Origin of the sequence: Trueperella pyogenes, assembly GCF_001070855.1 — a bacterium.
GTDB lineage: Bacteria > Actinomycetota > Actinomycetes > Actinomycetales > Actinomycetaceae > Pauljensenia > Pauljensenia pyogenes_A.
The window spans coordinates 70,573-85,249 of record NZ_JVLH01000006.1 but is presented as its reverse complement, the minus strand read 5'-3'; the positions used below and the strand labels follow the sequence as shown (position 1 = coordinate 85,249).

13 protein-coding genes are annotated in these 14,677 nt (G+C 53.4%); 9 read left to right on the top strand and 4 right to left on the bottom strand.

The genetic code is table 11. From position 1 onward, the window contains the following. Positions 1 to 83: 83 nt before the first annotated feature. Positions 84 to 503: a winged helix-turn-helix domain-containing protein gene (locus tag ADG72_RS01755; protein WP_048711750.1), complete on the top strand. Its 420-nt coding sequence runs from the start codon at positions 84 to 86 to the stop codon at positions 501 to 503. A gap of 59 nt (positions 504 to 562) precedes the next feature. Here the strand turns inward: ADG72_RS01755 and ilvA are convergent, their stop codons facing one another. Beyond that, entirely contained in the window at positions 563 to 1,849 is a 1,287-nt protein-coding gene (gene ilvA, locus ADG72_RS01750; protein ID WP_048711749.1) for a threonine ammonia-lyase IlvA, read from the bottom strand. Positions 1,850 to 1,954: 105 nt separating this feature from the next. Between ilvA and orn the strand changes: the two genes are divergently transcribed. The 3 genes from orn (at position 1,955) to ettA (ending at position 5,037) form a co-directional block, all read left to right on the top strand. Then, positions 1,955 to 2,587 carry an oligoribonuclease gene (orn, locus tag ADG72_RS01745; protein WP_107070830.1) on the top strand — a complete coding sequence of 211 codons (633 nt, stop codon included), beginning with the start codon at positions 1,955 to 1,957 and terminating at the stop codon, positions 2,585 to 2,587. A 133-nt stretch (positions 2,588 to 2,720) separates the two neighbouring features. Then, positions 2,721 to 3,260, top strand: coding sequence for a single-stranded DNA-binding protein (locus ADG72_RS01740; protein WP_048711746.1), 540 nt, complete (start codon positions 2,721 to 2,723; stop codon positions 3,258 to 3,260). A gap of 94 nt (positions 3,261 to 3,354) precedes the next feature. After that, on the top strand, positions 3,355 to 5,037 hold the full coding sequence (gene ettA, locus ADG72_RS01735; protein ID WP_019126123.1) for an energy-dependent translational throttle protein EttA: 1,683 nt from the start codon (positions 3,355 to 3,357) through the stop codon (positions 5,035 to 5,037). Between the two features lie 138 nt (positions 5,038 to 5,175). Here the strand turns inward: ettA and ADG72_RS01730 are convergent, their stop codons facing one another. Beyond that, on the bottom strand, positions 5,176 to 6,132 hold the full coding sequence (locus ADG72_RS01730; RefSeq protein WP_048711744.1) for an acyl-CoA thioesterase: 957 nt from the start codon (positions 6,130 to 6,132) through the stop codon (positions 5,176 to 5,178). A gap of 141 nt (positions 6,133 to 6,273) precedes the next feature. Between ADG72_RS01730 and ADG72_RS01725 the strand changes: the two genes are divergently transcribed. Continuing rightward, entirely contained in the window at positions 6,274 to 6,558 is a 285-nt protein-coding gene (locus ADG72_RS01725; protein WP_048711743.1) for a PTS transporter subunit EIIB, read from the top strand. A gap of 43 nt (positions 6,559 to 6,601) precedes the next feature. Continuing rightward, complete coding sequence (gene malQ / locus ADG72_RS01720; RefSeq protein ID WP_048711740.1) at positions 6,602 to 8,725, top strand: 4-alpha-glucanotransferase; 2,124 nt, start codon at positions 6,602 to 6,604, stop codon at positions 8,723 to 8,725. A gap of 14 nt (positions 8,726 to 8,739) precedes the next feature. Here the strand turns inward: malQ and ADG72_RS01715 are convergent, their stop codons facing one another. Then, positions 8,740 to 9,207, bottom strand: a complete 468-nt coding sequence (locus tag ADG72_RS01715) for a PTS sugar transporter subunit IIA (protein ID WP_048711738.1) — start codon at positions 9,205 to 9,207, stop codon at positions 8,740 to 8,742. Continuing rightward, positions 9,204 to 9,434, bottom strand: a complete 231-nt coding sequence (locus ADG72_RS01710; protein ID WP_026066556.1) for a PTS transporter subunit EIIB — start codon at positions 9,432 to 9,434, stop codon at positions 9,204 to 9,206. Before ADG72_RS01710 ends, ADG72_RS01715 begins: the two co-directional genes overlap by 4 nt. 125 nt (positions 9,435 to 9,559) lie before the next feature. Here ADG72_RS01710 and ADG72_RS01705 point away from each other — a divergent pair, with 125 nt between their 5' ends. The 3 genes from ADG72_RS01705 to ADG72_RS01695 all read left to right on the top strand — a co-directional run bounded on the left by ADG72_RS01705 (position 9,560) and on the right by ADG72_RS01695 (position 14,673). After that, positions 9,560 to 10,567: a glycosyltransferase family 2 protein gene (locus tag ADG72_RS01705; RefSeq protein WP_048711737.1), complete on the top strand. Its 1,008-nt coding sequence runs from the start codon at positions 9,560 to 9,562 to the stop codon at positions 10,565 to 10,567. A 150-nt stretch (positions 10,568 to 10,717) separates the two neighbouring features. Beyond that, positions 10,718 to 13,051, top strand: coding sequence for a TIGR03773 family transporter-associated surface protein (locus tag ADG72_RS01700; protein WP_048712050.1), 2,334 nt, complete (start codon positions 10,718 to 10,720; stop codon positions 13,049 to 13,051). Continuing rightward, positions 13,048 to 14,673, top strand: a complete 1,626-nt coding sequence (locus tag ADG72_RS01695) for an anchored repeat ABC transporter, substrate-binding protein (protein WP_239667624.1) — start codon at positions 13,048 to 13,050, stop codon at positions 14,671 to 14,673. The genes ADG72_RS01700 and ADG72_RS01695 overlap by 4 nt, the downstream gene beginning before the upstream one ends. Positions 14,674 to 14,677 lie beyond the last annotated feature (4 nt).

Sequence of the window (14,677 nt, the reverse complement as noted above, 5' to 3'; positions counted from 1 at the left end):
GACCTTTCAACCCGTCAATCGCTACCGCTTAAAGAACCACGTTGACTGTGGTGTGTGCGGTACCAAAATAGTTTGGATACATCATGGCTCTTGTTTACACCCCTGAAACCGTCACTTTTTCTGCTCCCACGTCTTTCGAAGAATTCCTCGATATTTTGGCAGGACTGAAGCTCTCACCGGCATCGACGCATATTGATCTTGATCACCGTCGCCTGGAGGTGTACGGGAATTCGGTCAAGCTCTCCAACAGGGAATACGAACTCTTGGCCTACCTCGCAGGACATGCCGACGAGATCGTTTCCCGAGAAGAACTGCTGGAATCGGTATGGTACGGCGAAGGTCTTGAATCTCAAACTCGCACTATCGATGCGCACATCCGTCGCCTTCGCGCTAAGCTCCCCGAAAATGATCTCATCTCGACCTTGCGCGGCCAGGGCTACCGTTTCAACTCGACTCCCAGCGTCCGCGTGAGCAATACTCGAGTCCATACACTTGCAGCATAAAAACACCCGGCCAGGAGGGCGTTTCCCTCAGATCCTGCCGGGTGTTGAGAGTGAGGTGATTAGATCACCAAACGATAGATTTCCGAGTCGGGACGCAGCTCTTCAACGTGGAGGGGAGAAGCCTCCATGCGTGCACGCAGACCTGTAATATCTTCTCGATCAGCCAAGTCGATGCCGACCAATGCCGGTCCAGAATCGCGGTTGTTCTTCTTCGTGTACTCGAAGTGAACAATATCGTCTCCAGGCCCCAAAACATCTTCGAGGAAGCTGCGAAGCGCACCGGGCTGTTGAGGGAAGGTGACCAGGAAGTAGTGGCGCAGCCCTTCGTGTCGCAGTGAGCGTTCCATGATTTCCGCGTAGCGCGTCATATCGTTATTTCCGCCGGAAACAATCGCGACAATCGCTCCTTCTTTTCCTCCCAGCAGTTCATTGCGCTGCTCTGGATCGGAGAAATACATGCGTGCCGCAGCAGAGGCCAAAGCGCCTGCCGGTTCCGCAATCACACCGTCTGAATGATACAAATCAAGCATCTCTGTACAGACAGCCCCTTCGGGAACGACCAAGATGTCGTCGACGAGCTCCTTAACAATCGAGTAGGGAAGTTCGCCAGCACGCCCGACGGCGGTTCCGTCAACAAAGGGATCAACAGAGGGCAAGGAAACAACCTGATCGGCTTCCATTGCTGCAGCCATTGATGCGGCTCCCGTGGGCTCTACGCCGTAGATCTTGATATCGGGGAAACGAGAACGGATCCACGTTGCGATTCCTGAGAGCAAGCCACCGCCGCCAACTGGGACCAAAACTGCCGCGGCCTCGGAAAGCACCTGCTCTTCCAACTCAACAGCGATTGTGCCCTGACCGGCAATGGTGCAGGGATCATCGTAGGGATGCACGTAGGTACGTCCCGAATGACGTGCGGCCTCTTGAGCTTGTGCATTTGCACGGTCGAATGTTCCATCGACAATGACCTGCTCCACCCAGTCACCGCCAATGGTTTCAATGCGTTGGCGCTTCTGCTTGGGTGTGTTTGAGGGAAGGTAGATGGTCCCTCGAACCTTGAGCTGTGCGCACGCGTAGGCCAAGCCTTGCGCGTGGTTACCTGCGGATGCGCAGACAACACCTCTGCGACGTTCTTCTTCGCTGAGGGTACTCATCCGGAAATAGGCGCCGCGTACCTTAAAAGAACGGCACTTTTGCATATCCTCGCGCTTGAGGTAGACCGGTACGCCAATAAGATCGCTGAGTCGCTCTGAAAGCATGACGGGGGTTTTCTCTACGACATCGCTCAGAATCTCCGAAGCCTGAGCGATGAGATCTGGAGAAAGTGGGAACTGGTCCGTTGTCATGCGTACTCCTCGTGTCGTAGTCAGGTTTATCGTAGCTCAGCGAACCGGAACGGACTTTGAGAAGCCAGACAGTGAAATCCTATTCATGCGCTTACACTTAAAGCTGTGAGTGATTTGAAAGAACCATTGGTATGGATCGATTGCGAGATGACCGGATTGGACGTCACTCGTGATGCTCTGATCGAAGTAGCGGTTGTGATCACCGACGCGGATCTCAATATTGTCGATCCCGGTATTGATGTCTTGATTACCCCTCCGGCTGAAGCCTTGGAGGGAATGAATGATTTTGTTCGCCAGATGCACACGTCATCCGGCCTCTTGGATGAGCTGTCTTCTGGAACCACTATGGAAGATGCCCAGCAGCAGGTTCTTGACTATATCCGACGTTTTGTTCCCACCCCGAAAAAGGCGCTGCTTGCAGGAAATTCAGTGGGGACAGACAAGATGTTCCTTGAAGCCAATATGCCCTTGGTGATTGATCACCTTCATTACCGTCTGGTTGATGTTTCCTCCATCAAGGAATTGGCTAAGCGCTGGTACCGCAAGGCTTTTGAAGAAGCTCCCGTTAAGCACGGTGGACACCGCGCCTTGGCAGACATTCTTGAGTCAATCCAAGAACTTGAATACTATCGCCGAGTTCTTTTCCCGCATGAGCCAGTTACTCGCGAATACGCCCGTGAGGTTGCGCGTGAAGTGGTTGAACTTGGTATTCCAAAGGTTGGCGAAGAAGAGAACTAATCACCAAAGTTATCCACAGAATGTACCGGTATCGGCGTTTTCCACGGACGCTGCTACCGGTCTTTCTTTAGGTCCTCTTCCCCTGCACAGTGGGGATATCCCCATCTTGGGGTCTTCAAGGAAAGGACAAATAATGGATAACCAAGGAAGCGTTGTTCTTCGCGGTCGGATCGGCTCGGATCTGAGCAGTATGAGTGCGCAAAACGGGACTAAAGGTTTGCGCTTTCGAATGGCTGCACCGCAGTGGCGCATCACGGATGCAGGCCAATACGAAGAGCGTGAGCCGAAGTGGTACACGGTGTGTGTATGGGATCGTTTAGCGCAAAATATTGCGCGAAGTGTCCAGAAGGGGACTCCAGTGATTGTCTGTGGACGCCCCAGTGCTCGCGGATGGTTAGGTCCAGATCAGCAGGTCCGAAGCGAATTGGTCATCAACGCCAGTTTTATGGGAATCGATTTGGTGTTTGGTCCGGCTGTCGCCCTCAAACCTCAACATCCAAGTAACAATGTCACCGAGTCTTCAACTGCTCCAGCAGAAGAGTATGCGGCGGACGGAGGAGAATCAGAGCAGGTTTCTTCTGAAAGCCAACATATTCTGGCACAAGACGCTGATCTGACTCGTGATCGTTGGGAGATCAGTCCACAATCAGCTGATGAAAGTGATGCGGCTTAGTCCTCGTAGATGTCAAAAACATGCGCCGTGCCTTAGCATTAAGGGGTCTGCCGCATAGTCGGCGTTATGTCACGTGATCCTGAACGGAGAATCCATGGCGGAGTTCATCTACCAAATGATTAAGGCTCGTAAAGCCATTGGTGACAAAGTCATCCTTGACGATGTCACCATGGCTTTCTACCCGGGTGCGAAGATCGGTATGGTCGGACCTAACGGTGCCGGCAAGTCCTCGATCCTCAAAATTATGGCTGGCTTGGATGAGCCCAGTAATGGCGAGGCGCGCCTGAGCCCCGGTTACACCGTCGGAATCCTCATGCAGGAGCCCGAATTGGATGATTCCAAGACCGTTCTTGAGAACGTGCGTATGGGCGCGGCCGATACCTTTGCCAAGCTTGCCCGTTTCAATGAAATCTCTGAAGAGATGGCCAATCCTGACGCCGATTTCGATGCTCTCATGGAAGAGATGGGCAAGCTTCAAACAGAGATTGATGCTCTCAATGCCTGGGATATTGATTCGCAGCTCGAGCAAGCGATGGATGCATTGCGATGCCCGCCGCCGGATCAGCTTGTCAGTGTCCTTTCCGGTGGTGAACGACGCAGAGTAGCTTTGTGTCGCTTGCTCATCGAGGCACCCGATCTTCTACTTCTTGACGAACCGACAAACCACCTTGATGCTGAGTCAGTTCTTTGGCTGGAAAAGCATCTGTCGACCTACCCGGGCGCAGTGATCGCTGTGACCCACGATCGCTACTTCCTCGACCACGTCGCACAGTGGATTGCTGAGGTTGACCGCGGCCACCTGTACCCCTACGAGGGTAACTACTCGACTTACTTGGAGACGAAGGAAAAGCGTCTCCAGATTCAGGGACAGAAAGATGCCAAGCTCGCTAAGCGTCTGAAGGAAGAACTCGAATGGGTTCGAACCAGTCCTAAGGGGCGCCAGGCAAAGTCGAAGGCGCGTCTGGAGCGCTACGAAGAAATGGCTGCCGAGGCCGAACGCAGTCGAAAGCTTGACTTCGAAGAGATCCAGATTCCGCCGGGGCCCCGCTTGGGTAACATCGTCATCGAGGCGACGAACCTTAAGAAGGGCTTTGGGGATCGCGTTTTGATCGATGGCCTGTCTTTCTCCCTGCCGCGAAACGGTATCGTCGGTGTGATTGGTCCTAACGGCGTGGGTAAGACCACCCTGTTTAAGACCATCGTCGGTCTTGAACCTCTTGACGGGGGAGAGCTCACTATCGGTGAAACCGTCAAGCTCAGCTATGTCGACCAGAACCGCGCGGGTATCGATCCCAACAAGACTCTGTGGGAAGTTGTCTCTGACGGCTTGGACTACATCCAGGTAGGCAATGTCGAAATGCCTTCGCGTGCTTACGTTTCTGCCTTCGGCTTCAAGGGTGCAGATCAGCAAAAGCCTGCGGGCGTTCTTTCCGGTGGTGAGCGTAACCGACTGAACCTTGCGCTCACCTTGAAGCAGGGTGGAAATCTCTTGCTGTTGGACGAACCGACCAACGACCTCGATGTTGAAACGCTGTCCTCTTTGGAAAATGCGCTTCTGGAATTCCCCGGTTGTGCGGTGGTCATCACCCACGATCGTTGGTTCCTTGACCGCGTCGCAACCCACATCCTTGCGTGGGAGGGAACCGAAGAGAATCCTGCCTCGTGGTACTGGTTTGAAGGTAACTTCGAGTCCTATGAAAAGAACAAGATCGAACGTTTGGGTTTGGATGCAGCAGCGCCTCACCGCGTGACGCACCGTAAGCTCACTCGCGACTGATCCTAGGGTTAAAACTCAATGGGAGGGGGCGGCTTTGCCGCCCCCTCCCATGGTTTTCAAGGCTGTCGATTAAAATCAGTGTAGTTTTTGCAGCCGGCTGCGCTTGTGCCGATGCCTGTGACTGCGTACGGATTAGCCCTATGCCATGCCGCTCATCGGTTTGCCGGTCTTGGGATCAACCCCAAATCCCCAGTGGCTAGATGTATGTCCTTCAGTAGGAACGCGGAGCATCGCCTCTTGACTAGCGTGAGCGACAAGGACCCCCGCCTCGGTGAAGATTGAGCATTCGACTAGCACTCGGCCGTTCACGACTTGGGTGCAGCGCTGGTCGAAGAGAAGCCAGTCATTGATGTCAACATCGTGATGGAACCACATCGCGTGGTCCAAAGATGCTGCAACTAATCCGGGGGTCATCCAAGACATTCCCAGAACGCGTAGTGCGGGCTCGAGCATCACTTGGTCGACGACATAGGTAAGAAGGGCGCGATGAACGTGCTGAGTCGTTTCGGAGGGAATCTCAGCACGAGGCTTCATCCACAGTCTTTGCGTCGGTAACTTCTGTGGGTCGGCCTTCGTATAGAGACTCTGGCCGATATGGCGTACGTCGAAGGCAGCAGTTTTCCCAAGGAATTTGCCGACGGGATGATCCATTAAACGGAAGATCTCCAAAGCTGATTGACACTCACTTGCGGCTGGTACATTGGGCGCCTTGGGGGAATAGGAGGGCGCTGCCTCGGGACCTTGGAAAGAGACACTCATTGTGAGAATCTCTCGAGTGTCTTGGAAGCAAGATACGGAACGGTTCGAAAATGAACGACCATCAAGAACGCGTGTGACGTCTAGGCTGAAGGTCTTTTCAGGATCTCCACCTCGCACAAAATAAGCGTGCAGAGAATGGGGGAGTCTCTCAATGGGGACAGTAGCACTTGCTGCCAGCAGCCCCTGGGCCAAAACCTGGCCGCCGTAAACCCTGCGTACCTGAGGGAGCGAACGAGCAATAAACGAATCATCGCCGTTTTCCTTCAGGCTAAGAATTCTTAAGACTGAAGCGACAGGCTCAGTCGAAATTGTGGGAATCGGCAGCGGCGTAGTCATGGCTATATTGTCTCTAACTTTGCGTCTAAAAATCAGTGCATTCCTGTATTACAAGTTGCAGAAAGTGACGTATTGCACCAAATTGCATCACTCATATATATTGTGAGTGATAGGTCACTTGTTTCTGAAAGGGAATTAGGCGTGGAAACGGCAGCGCTTCTTCTCCAATCTCTGGGGGGAGCATCAAATATCCAAGATATTGAACCGTGCATGCTGCGTATTCGGATTGAAGTGAAGTCGCCTGAAAAGGTTGATGACATGGCTCTTCGTCTTCCTGAAGTCCTTGCAGTTGTGCGTTCGGGACACGTGATCCAAATTGTTCTCGGAGCAGGGGCTGGAAAGATCGCCTTGCAGATGCTTCACCTGTGTCTACCGCAGGATGTGTCTGCTGGCACACAAAGATCGGTCTCACCTGCTCTTCTCTAACCCATAAAATAGAAGAGCATTGCTGTATTTCAGAGGGGACCTTATGGCAAGTCAGACGGTAACAGAGCACCTGCGTGAACTCGCTGAGACCGTGGGGGTCTCTACCGGTTTCTGGGATTGGTATGGAAACTGGAAGCACGTTGAAGATGCCTCCCTCGTTGCAGTATTGAATTCACTGGGTTTCTCGCTCTCTTCAGAACCTTCGCAGAGCGAAATTGATGACGCATTTCGCCATAATGAAGATCTTGGTTGGTTGTCACCCCTTCCTCCCACTACGGTGTGTCGCCAGGGGAACGAGGCAGAGATTCCTGTTCACGTTCCTCACGGGATGGGCGTCTGGTGCCACGTTGAGACCGAAGATGGGCAGCATCACGAGCTTGAGCAGCTTGACCGTTGGATTTCGCCGCGGATGGTCGATGGAAATCTGATTGGGCGTGCCACCTTTAAAATTCCGAATTGGTTGCCTCTTGGATGGCATCGGATTGTCGCGCGCCATGAAGATGGAAGCGAATGCTCGTCAACCCTGGTTGTTGTCCCTCAGCGACTTTCTAGCCGCCTCGATGATGGGCACAAGCGCTGGGGAGTTGCGGCTCAACTGTATTCGACCCGCTCAAGCGGCTCCTGGGGAATGGGGGATACGCAGGACCTGGCGGATCTAGCTGCGATTGTTGCGCGTAATGGCGCAAACTTCTTGCAGATCAATCCTCTGCACGCCCCGCAGCCTGGTTTCCCGCAGGAGAATTCGCCTTACCTTCCCGTGTCGCGTCGCTGGGCCAGCCCCCTCTATATTCGTCCTGAAGCCATCGATGAGTATGTGCACATGGATAGTAAGGAACGCGGGGTTGTCACGCGTTATGCTCATGCCTCCCGGAGTCATGAGGATATTGTCGACCGTGACCTTTCGTGGAAGTCAAAGATTAAGGCGCTGCGTAAGATTTTTGAGCTCCCTCGATCAATTAGTCGTCAGGCGCAGTTTGAGCGTTTTTGTGCTCAAGGAGGGGAGTCCTTAGAAAACTTTGCCCTGTGGTCCGCTTTGGTCTTTGAAAACGGCGATATTGATCTTCCCCAGCGCTACTCCTCGATTGATGCTCCGGGTGTCGAGCAGGCGCGTCAGCGTCTCGCCTCCGAAATCGAGTTTTGGCAGTGGTGCCAGTGGATTGTTTTCGACCAGTTGATTCGCGCTCAAGAAGGTGCTCGCCGTTTGGGAATGGACATGGGGATCATGTCTGACCTAGCGGTGGGAGTGCATTCGAAAGGCTCGGAAATTTGGTCGATGCCAGATGCTTTCGCTCCGGGTATGAGCGTTGGTGCGCCTCCGGATATGTACTCTCAGCAGGGGCAAAATTGGGCGCAGCCTCCGTGGTCACCCCGCTCTCTTGCGCGAATGGGGTATGCACCGCTTCGGGAAATGTTGCGCTCTGTGCTCTCGTACGCAGGAGCAGTGCGTATTGACCATATCCTCGGTCTCTTCCGCTTGTGGTGGATCCCTGAAGGGATGGGTGCCCAATCGGGTGCCTACGTGTCCTATGATCACGAGGCCATGGTGGGCATTGTGCTGCTCGAGGCCCAGCGGGCCGGTGCAGTTGTCATTGGCGAAGATTTGGGAACCGTTGAACCCTGGGTTCGCGGTTATCTCAATGATCGTGGAATTTTGGGTACTTCCGTCCTGTGGTTTGAGAAGGAAGGCAGTGGATGGCCACTATGGCCGGATCATTACCGCCGGTCTTGCCTTGCGGCAGTAACAACGCATGATTTGCCTCCGACATTGGGCTATCTAGAAGGTGCTCACACCGAACTTCGCCATCAGTTGGGGCTCTTGGTCGAAGACCTTGAGCAGGTTCGCGATGCGGATCGCATTGAACGTGAACGAATGGTTTCGCGCCTGAAAGAAGGCGGCTTCATTCACGACGATGAGCCCAGTGAAGAAGAACTTGTTCTTGCGATGCACGCTTACCTTGCTGCATCTCCTGCACTTCTTTTGGCGGTTTCTCTGGTGGACGTTGTTGGTGAGAAATTGCCGCAGAACCTACCGGGTACAAATGCTGAGTATCCGAATTGGTGTGTTCCGCTTCATGCCTTTAATGGCAAAGAAGTCTTAATTGATGACATGGCGCATTGCGATCGTGTCAAGCGATTCTTGACCAGCGTGGACCGCTACATTCGCTAGGGAATTTAGCTACTTTATGGTGCCCTGCGTACATCAGCGCAGGGCATCAAAGTATCTAGGCGTGAACCGGGCATAGTTAATAGTTCGCAAACTGTTTGTGGCGGTTGCATAGCAATGACAACAACGTCAAGGTCGTATCCTGCTTGGCGCGCTGGACGGAGATCCCATGTAATGAGCGGGTCGCCAGCAGTAATCTGCTGTCCTAATTGATGGAGTGCTGAAAAGCCTTTGCCTTTGAGTAGTACAGTGTCAATTCCTGCATGAATCAAAATGCTGAGGCCATCAGGCGTTGTCAGAGCGCATGCATGAGGAAGCTGGTGACTGAGTGTCCCATCTATGGGCGCGAGTATGTTGAGAGTGTCCACCTCGTCGGGGACAATCGCGAAACCCGGCCCCATAATTTCTTGGGCGAAAACCGGATCTGTGAGATCAGCTAGGTTTCGCAGGGTTCCAGGGATGGGGGAGAGGAGCTGAAGATTCACTTCAGTGTGTTAATTTCCTCTGCAATTTCCTCTGCCTGCGGACCCATGACGATCTGTGCGTGAGAGCCAACGACCACGACACCGAACGCGCCGGCCTTGCGCAACGCGGCCTCGTCGATCTTCGAATCATCTTTAAAATCAACGCGGATTCGGGTGATGCAATGCTGAAGGTCGGTCAGGTTATCCCAGCCGCCCAGTGCATTCAGGATTTCTTGTGCTTGGCTCATAATTGCCTCCCCATTGCGAATTAGCCCTTTCGTCAAGGATAGCCCGAAAAGCACCATGTTTTCATAATATTTCGGTAGGAAAGAGTGCTTCATGCACTATCATTCAACAGGTGGAACCAAGTTTTGTGCTCACCGTTGTCATTCCTTCGTATAACGCTCAGGATTACCTCGATCGTGCTGTCTCTTCAGTGCGTGGATTTGACCAGGTTGAGGTGCTCATCGTTGATGATGGATCAAGCGATGCCACGGCTGCGATTGCTGATGGATTGGTCCAATCGGACCCGGAGCATATCCGTGTCATCCATCAGGAGAACGCTGGCCACGGCGGTGCTGTTAACGCAGGTATTGCAGGTGCTCGTGGGCGCTACCTCAAAATCCTTGATGCAGATGACTGGTTGGATCGCTTAGCGCTTAAGCGTGCCCTTGAGCGCTTGGAGCTTCGCGAAGCTCAGGGTGAGCCCTTGGATCTTTTGGTTGCCAATTACGTGTATGAGAAGCAAGGCAAGAGTCATAAAGCAGTCATCCGCTACGGAAATGTGATGCCCAGGGATCGCGTCATCTCATGGGATCAGATTCGCCGTTGCCGGTACGACCAGTATCTGATGATGCATGCCTTAATCTTGCGGACAGATTTGGTTCGTCGCTCTGGTCTGGTCCTTCCTGAGCACACCTTCTATGTTGATTTCATTTACTCTTTTGTTCCGGTCATTGATGTCCGTACTTTTGAGTATCTTGATGTTGATCTTTACCGCTATTTCATTGGACGTGATGATCAATCGGTCAACGAGCAGGTCATGATTTCGCGTGTTGATCAGTTGCTGCGGGTGAACGCGGCGATGGTTGATGCTATTCCTACTCCTGATGAGGTTCCACCTCATCTATACCGCTATCTTGTCCACTATCTGCGTATCAACTGTGTCATCTGCACAGTGATGCTCTTGCGCTCGGGAACTAAGGAGAACCTCGCGCGTAAGGATGAGCTCTGGGCGCAGCTTCAAGCAAAGAAGCCAGAAGCGTACCGCGCAGTGCGCAAGGATCTGCTTGGGCGTTTGATCGCGATGCGCTCAAAGCCGGGGCGTGCGGTGATTATGGCTGGTTATCACATTTCTCAGTGGGTGTTGGGATTTAATTAGAGCTAGAGCCAGGCTGTCCATTTGACTTGAGGCGTGACCACCCTCTTTAATGGGAATGAGAACGATTATCATTCTAGAGAGACGGTCATGTCATCATTATGCCGCAGGACAACGCGTGCCCTGTTTTCGCTAGTGCTCACTATTGCCGTGATGAGTACGTGGATTCTTCTTCCAGCCCCGACTCAAGCGGAGGCTCTTTCCTCCTCCCAAGATGAGCACCTTTTAAGCGATAGTCTTCAAGTTTCGACCTGCCTTGGGGATAACAATGAGACGCTGAAGTCTTCGTGTACCGCTGGAGAAAAGGGCGAAGAGTTACCCCTTCATGATGGCGCACTTCGGCTTCGAACGACCCCGGTTACTCGTGACACTGATCGCGAAATTGATGGGGGCTATGAACTCTCTGTTAATTTCAAGCCTTCTGTGTTTGCACCGGATTCGCGGTATTCCGTCGAATTAAGCGCACGAGCAGGTGCTGCAGATCTGGAAAAAATTGCACCGCACTCACTTGGCCTCGAATCCCTGGGGGATCTCGGTCGTGGAAGTGCGTTTGAAGAAGAGATCGACGGCACCGATGAATTCTTTCGGGGCTTTGTTCTCGAGGCCAGGGGAGAAGACTTCGCATCTGGCCCCCTGCATGCACGCTTTGCTGAGCTTGGTATTCGCTCGCTGCGTCTTCGCCTTCAGGAAGTAATCCCGGAGCAGGAGCCTCGTCTCATCGCCGAGGCCGAGTTTAGCGCGAGCATTGAAGCTCCCCAGGCCCAGACGCAAAAGTCCACACAGAGCACTGAATCTTCGTCCCCGAAGAGCGCTCAAGAGCAAGAACCCGTACAAAGTGGGGGAGCCCCGCTCCCAGAGGCAAGAGAGGCACACGAAGCTTCAGTGGCCTCGTCAATGAGTGCGCACACCCAAGCGGCTCCTCGCGCGAACTTTGGCGAGCGCCGTCTTGTTCTTGACCACGGGCATATTGACCTCTTCTACATGACGCTTGATGATTCGGGTCTGCCCGTATTGAAGGTAATGGAAGACGTCACCGGAGCTGGAGTTCAACACGAAGCAGAAGACATCCGCCTTGTCGTTCCTTCCTCGGCACTCAAGCATTCTCTTCCCCAAGATATTGTTGCTGGGGGAAGTGGGTATTTCCTTCCGCAAACTCAAGATCCAACTTTGCCGTGGCCCGGATGGGATGTCCTCTCTCTCGCACCAGCAGGATTTGAACGCGTTGAATTTGATGTCAGCTATACCCATCCCGACGGAGGACGTATTTCACTGTGGACCGAAAACTTTCTTTCGGGACGTAGCTCGCGACTGCGTTCGGGAGGATTTGAGCTAGATCCACACGGCTCAACAATTGCTCAAGACTATCTTTCGCACACGCATGCGAATTGGGTGTTTTCTCAAGCGGGAAGCTATGAGCTGAGCGTTCAAGCGCGTGCATATCGAAATGACGGTTCTTTTGAAACGACACGTAGTGCCACGTACCTCATTGAGGTAGGAGGCGCCCAAGGGGTGTCGACGCCGCAAAACTCAAGTGTTCAGAGCAGTGGAGTGCTTCCCCCAGCGGTTGAAGAAAGCGCAGTAGGTAACGAAGAAGAATCGCTCACGCGCGATGCGCCACAGCGCGTAGGTACTGAGCGCTGTATTCCGACTCGTATTACCCGAGAAGCAGGTGAGGATGAAGTCTCACGCATCCGAAGCGATAGCGAAACTCCGAATCAAGCAATTACGACCCTGAACGTTCAGGTTGGTAGCGAAGGCGGAATTACTGATGGGCACTTTGACCTGGGACCCGCGATCGAAAATGGTCAATTAGTCGCGCGAATCAAAGATGACCGATCTGTGCCAGCGGTGTGGAAAGACCCCGCATCAATGACTTTTGCACTTGGGGAGAAGGCAAGGATCAAGGCTCCTGAAGCTCTGAGCTATGCCGCAGCGCCCGGGCAAGATGTGTGGATGATTCCCGCTACCCAGATTCGAGGGGTCCCGTGGCTCGGAATGAATTCGCAACGCGAAGAAATTGTGACTGAAACCAGCGGGCAAGTCCGTTTCTCTCTCCTTGATGTTCAAGGCCCCGGAAATGTCGCAGTTTTTGAATCGGGAAGCTTGGGTGCAGGAATCGGCACTCACGTTTTCGACGGCGCAGGAACGAGCTATACCCTGCCTGCCAATACCCATGCCCACCAGAATTGGGTCTTTACTGAGCCAGGCTCCTACCAACTGACGATCGCTATGAATGTCTCGCCCCGTGGCGAGGACTTGCGCGGAAGCGGGAGTGGAACGGCTGGATCTTTGATCGCTGCCGGTGGAACAGGGGAGCACGGGCGCCCTCTGGTTTATGCAATCGTCGGCCGCACTGCCTCGGGACAGCCCTGTACCTTGGCATCAACGGGCTCGAGCACAACAGAGCTTGTTCCAATGATCTTGTCAGCTCTCGTGATGGGATGCGGATGCATCTTTGTCTCCATTCGCATGCGGGTGAGACAGTGAAGATTGCGCGAATTGCAGCGCTCTTCGTTACATGCATTCTTGCTGCAGTAACTGGGGGCTGCGCACCGCATTCCGATGCCTCATCACAGCGCCTGAGCATTGTTGCAACAACGGGTATCTTGGCTGATTTAGCACGAAATGTCGGTGGCGACTACGTCGATGTTCACCAGCTGATTCCCAACGGTGCAGATCCGCACTCGTGGGAGCTGAGCCTGAGAGGTATTCGCGATATTGCCTACGCGGATATCGCCGTCACCAACTATCTGATGCTCGAAGACCATTCGGTGATTCGCGCGCTCGATGCGAATCTTCCCAAGGACGCTATTTCACTGTCCTTGGCGGAAGAAAGCGCAAAGTTTGGCGGTAGCTTAATTCCGCTTGTCGAAGATCGCTCCCTAGATACGCCTTGGCTTGGAATGCGAGTCTACGGTGACGGAAGCTTAAGCGGGGCAAAACGCTCGTCTCAGGTCGAGCTCTCTGTGACTGACGTTGAAGGGCCAGGGCACGCATGCGCTTACATCACGACAAGTTTTGGAAGTCCAGAGATTGCCTTTGCCTCTCGAGACGGTTTTGATGGTGGTAATCATTGGGCAACAGATACTTCGATTCTGCCCGTTGGAGCACACCAACATATGAGCTGGGTTTTTACTCAGCCCGGTGTCTACACGCTGCATCTACGAGCACGCTTGCGGGTGACCGCTGACGCTGAGCCCATCGAGCTTCCCCCCTCACACGTGACTTTTGCGGTGGGAATTGATTCAGAAAAGGTTGCCAGCGACCGTGGGCTCTTTCTTCTCCGACGAGGCCACAGTGACATCACCGTGGACCTGAAGTCGGGCGCATTAACCCTGATGGTTGACCGAGAAAAAGACGGTGGAGTCCCTGAGGGTGCACCACTACGCGAAGCCGTGGAGGAGAGCAACGGCTTACCTTCGACTCTTGCCTCTTTGGATATCGAGCGAGTACTGATTGATGTTCCATCACGTACTTTGCGTCAGATTCCCAAAGGTCGGGGATGGGAGTTTATCGGCTCGGGTGATGGGCAGGCCTATGTCTTGCCCCAGGCTGTGCTTGGTAAACATGTCCACGGTGACATTGATCCACATGCGTGGCATGACATTCATAACGCGCAGGCCTATGTGCGAGTTATTGAGAATGCACTATCAACGCGCGACCCGGAGCATAGTGCGCAATACGCGGCCAATGCCTCGGCCTATATCGCGAAACTCGATGAGACTGACCGTGAGGTTTCGCAGACGATCGCGAGCATTAATCCACTCGATCGAAAGCTAGTCACTACACACGATGCCTATGCCTATCTTGCGCGCGCCTATGACTTTGAAATCGCTGGTTACCTGAGTGCTCAGGACGGGAGCGAGGCCTCGATTGCAGATCGTAAACGCATCGCTGAAACCTTGAAGAACATGAAAATTTCCGCGGTTTTCTTGGAACCAGAAAAGCGCAAGCGTCACCCTGTGATCGCACAAGTTGCGGAAGAAAATGGTGTTCGAGTCTGCGGGCTGTATGGCGACACTTTGGATGCGGATGCCTCGACGTATATCGACATGATGAAAGCAAATGCACACTCACTGTCGCGGTGTTTAGGAAAGGATCACACATGATGAA